The sequence below is a fragment of the Methanoculleus sp. DTU007 genome, from assembly GCF_001512385.1.
Taxonomy (GTDB): domain Archaea; phylum Halobacteriota; class Methanomicrobia; order Methanomicrobiales; family Methanoculleaceae; genus Methanoculleus; species Methanoculleus thermophilus.
This window is the reverse complement of the sequence record NZ_LFRO01000026.1, coordinates 3,242-3,474: the sequence shown is the minus strand read 5'-3', so window position 1 is coordinate 3,474 and position 233 is coordinate 3,242. Positions and strand designations below refer to the sequence as shown.

Here is a 233-nt window from a genome sequence, read left to right as displayed (position 1 = left end):
AGGATGGGCGCGTCTTTTAAGAACGCCCGGGCAATGGCGACCCGTTGCCTCTGACCGACGGAGAGCTGTGTCCCGCGTTCTCCGACGATCGTCTGGTAACCTTTCGGAAACTGCATAATGTCATCGTGAATCTGCGCTTTCCGGGCGGCTTCAACAACCTCATCATGGGTGGCGTCGGGCCTGCTGTAGCGGATGTTCTCCTCGATGGTGGTGTGGAAGAGGAAGAGGTCCTG

1 protein-coding gene is annotated in these 233 nt (G+C 58.4%); it reads right to left on the bottom strand.

Annotated features, from left to right (window positions below):
- Positions 1 to 233 (bottom strand): ATP-binding cassette domain-containing protein (locus ACI94_RS02605; protein WP_286681057.1); only part of this gene is annotated, 233 nt, incomplete at both ends.